Source organism: Thermogutta sp. (assembly GCF_014359955.1).
Lineage (GTDB): Bacteria > Planctomycetota > Planctomycetia > Pirellulales > Thermoguttaceae > Thermogutta.
On sequence record NZ_JACIYL010000483.1, the window covers coordinates 1 to 3390 of the forward strand.

2 protein-coding genes are annotated in these 3390 nt (G+C 62.0%); both read right to left on the reverse strand.

What is annotated here, in order from left to right; translation table 11 throughout:
* The coding region (gene rbfA, locus H5U08_RS13320) for a 30S ribosome-binding factor RbfA (RefSeq protein WP_297033944.1) at nt 1–313 on the reverse strand (313 nt) is incomplete at its 3' end.
* Between the two features lie 111 nt (nt 314–424).
* On the reverse strand, nt 425–3390 hold a 2966-nt coding region (infB, locus tag H5U08_RS13325), incomplete at its 5' end, for a translation initiation factor IF-2 (RefSeq protein WP_297033947.1).

Consider the following 3390-nt stretch of genomic DNA (forward strand, 5'->3'; position numbering starts at 1 on the left):
AGATCTCGATGGAATGCTTGACGCCCTGATCCAGCACAAACGTCAGCTTGGGTGTCCACCGCGTTTCGATCTTTTCTGCGCATTTCGCCTGCAAAAAGCCGGCAGCACTTTGCAGTCCACGGAGTGTCAGTCGCTGCCGCTTTTCATCTCCCATCACAGAAACATGGACCTTGGCGAAGCGGAGGTCTTCGGAAACCTCCACGTAAGTGACGGTGACATCCCTCACACGAGGGTCCTTCAATTCGAAGAGGATCGCCGAACTGACGACATGGCGCACGGCTTCGGCGAGTTTCAGGGCACGTCGCGAGCTCATAGCGAGTTCCTCTCCGGAAAAAGGGACGGATTGCCTGTTTTTACATTATTACGGAAACGGGAATGACGACAGTCCGCCATGCGGGGAGGCACTTCGGGACGACCCACCCGACTACGAGGCGGATTGCCCCACCGTTTCGAAGCTCCGTTTGACTTCCTCCACACGATAAGCCTCGAGAATATCCCCTTCCTTGATGTCGTCGAAACCGGCGAGCCTGATACCGCATTCGTATCCTTCGCGGACTTCCCGCACATCGTCCTTTTCGCGGCGGAGAGACTCGATGGGGTAGTCGCCGACGATGCGGTTCTGGCGAATCACGCGGAGTCGGGCATCGCGGGTGATGATGCCGGAGAGCACACGGCAACCGGCCACATTTCCCACCTTGCTGATACGGAACACCTTTTGAATAAGAGCCCGACCCAATTCGACCTCGCGCTTTTCCGGCTGGAGCATGCCTTCCAAGGCTGCTTTGAGGTCGTCCGCCACCTGGTAAATGATGTCGTACCGCCGGATTTGCACGTTGAGCTGTTCAGCAAGCTGTCGGGCATCCTCGTCCGGCACCACATTGAAGCCGATGATGACGGCGTCGGAGGCATCCGCCAGGTGGACATCGGCCACGGTGATCCCACCCACCAGGGCCTGAATGACCTCGATCTTGACCTCGGGATGCTCCAGTTTGGCGATTTCTTTGAGGATAGCCTCGATGGAACCCCGGGTGTCCGCCCGCAAAATGATGTGCAGCGTTTTCTTGTCCTTCTGGCTGAGCTGCTCGAAGAGATTTTCCAGGGTGACGTGGGAGCGGGTCTGGGCCAACTCCCGCTGGCGAGCCATCTCCATCCGATGTTCGGCAATCTTGCGAGCCTTGGCGATGTCCTCCAGGACCACAAAGCGGCTTCCCGCCTCGGGAACATTATCCAGCCCGATGACATCCACAGGACGCGCGGGCGGGGCTTCCTGGACCCGTTTGTGCGGCTGGAGCGGGTCGTACATCGCCTTGATCCGGCCATGGGCCGTGCCACACACCACGATATCGCCCGGCCGCAAAGTTCCCTTCTGCACCAGGAATTTGGCCACGACGCCCCGACCGGGCTGGAGAGACGCCTCCAGACAGGTCCCGCACGCAGGCCGATCGTAGTTGGCTTTCAACTCGAAGATATCGCCCAGCGTGATCAGGGTATCGAGCAATTCGGGAATGCCCTGGCCGGTGAGGGCGCTCGTCCGCACCATTTCCACGTCCCCGCCCCATTCGGTGGGAACCAGTCCCAGCCCTGTCAACTGCTGCATCACACGTTCCGGTCGCGCGCCGGGGAGGTCCACCTTGTTCAGGGCCACCACGATGGGCACACCGGCTGCCCGCGCGTGGCTGATCGCCTCTTCCGTTTGGGGCATGACGCCGTCATCCACCGCCACCACAAGGACCACGATATCGGTGCAGTTGGCGCCCCGAGCCCGCATGGCCGTGAACGCTTCATGCCCGGGCGTGTCCAAAAACGTGATCGGCCGACCGTTCTTTTCCACCTGATACGCGCGGATATGCTGGGTGATTCCGCCCTTCTCTTTGGCGGCCACGTTCAGGCCCAGGATTTTATCCAGAAGGGACGTCTTACCGTGATCCACGTGACCGAGGAAGGTGACAACCGGCGGCCGGGGCCGGAGCGATTCTTCCGGATCCGGAGCGTTCCAGATGGCCTCGATTTCTTCCTCCGGATCGGCTTCGGTGCGAAAGCTGACGTCCACTCCCAGTTCAGCGGCGAGGAGCTCGGCCGTCGCCTGATCCAGCGTTGCATTGATGTTGGCCAGGGTCCCCATTTCAAAGAGTTTGGCGAGGACCTTCTGAGCGGGGAGGCCCAGGGCTTCCGCAAACGAACGAACCGTGCAAGGGAGTTCCAGAACCACGCTGCTTTTCCGAGGTGCGGCCGTTGAGACACTCCGGGTACGACGGAGTCGAGTCTGTTGCGTGGTGGTCGTTTCGGGTTCGAGGTCCTCTTCTTCCTCGACCCTGACCACCTCTTTCTTACGTTTGAGCTTACCTACCCCGGCCTCCTTTTCCAGGAGTTCTTCCTTATCCGTTACTTTACCACGGCGCCCTTTCTGCCGGGGAAGGACCGGCAGGGCCTCTTCCGCTCCTTCTTTGTCTTTTTCTTTCTTTTTGCCTTTTCGTTTTTCCTCCTGTTGCCGGAGGAGGTGCCCTGCCAACGGCATCGCCCCCATTTTAGACGCTCGGATGGCGTCCGGCGGCAGGCGGATTTCCGGTTTCTGCGGGGGCGGCTCCTTAGGTTTCGCCACCGGCGCCGGCTTGGGCTGCGGTATCGGCGCCAATTTAACCAACCGCGGAAGGGGCGGTTCGGACTTGCCTTTTTTCTCCTTTTTGGGGGTACCAGGCGGAGTAGCCCCCTCGCGTCTGGTCCGACGCAACTCGGGAATGGGGCGAATCGCGGCGAGTCGTTCCGGGTCGATCGGCGGGACACCGGCCGTGGTGGGCGGTGCTTCGCTCGGGGGCTGACTCGCCCCAGTCTTCTCCGGTGCCTCGGCGGGAGGCGCCGCACCCGTTTCAGCCGTGCTTTCCGCAACCGGGGTGGGCGGGGCGACCTCGGCCTCCGCGACCGCAGGCGAAACTTCCACCGGCGGCGTCGGCGGGGTTATCTCCTCGGCCTGGGGGACAGCCGATGTTTCGGGAGGTGCCGCCTTCTCTTCCTCGACGACAGGCTCGCCCTGCACAACCTCACCCGGGGGAATTGTCTCGACGGAGACAACCGGCTCGACCACAGGCGGCGTTTCCGGCGGTGCCTCCGCAACCGTTGCCTCGGTCGGTCCTGCAGTCACTTCCGGGGTCGCAGGAGGTGGCGCGGCTTCAGGCGGGACGGCCTCCACCACGGACGCCCCTTCCGGCACTGCTTGCGTCTCCTGCGGTGGTGCCGTCTCGGCTCCTGCAGCGGTTGCCGGCACCTCTTCCGGGGTTGGTTTGGGCGCACCAGGGACGGTCGGCTCCGGCCCTTCCTTCTTTTCCGGCTTTTCCAGTTCTTTGCGCTGAGGCGGAGTCGGCGGCAGCTTCTCGACCTTTTTGTCGAGAACTGGCA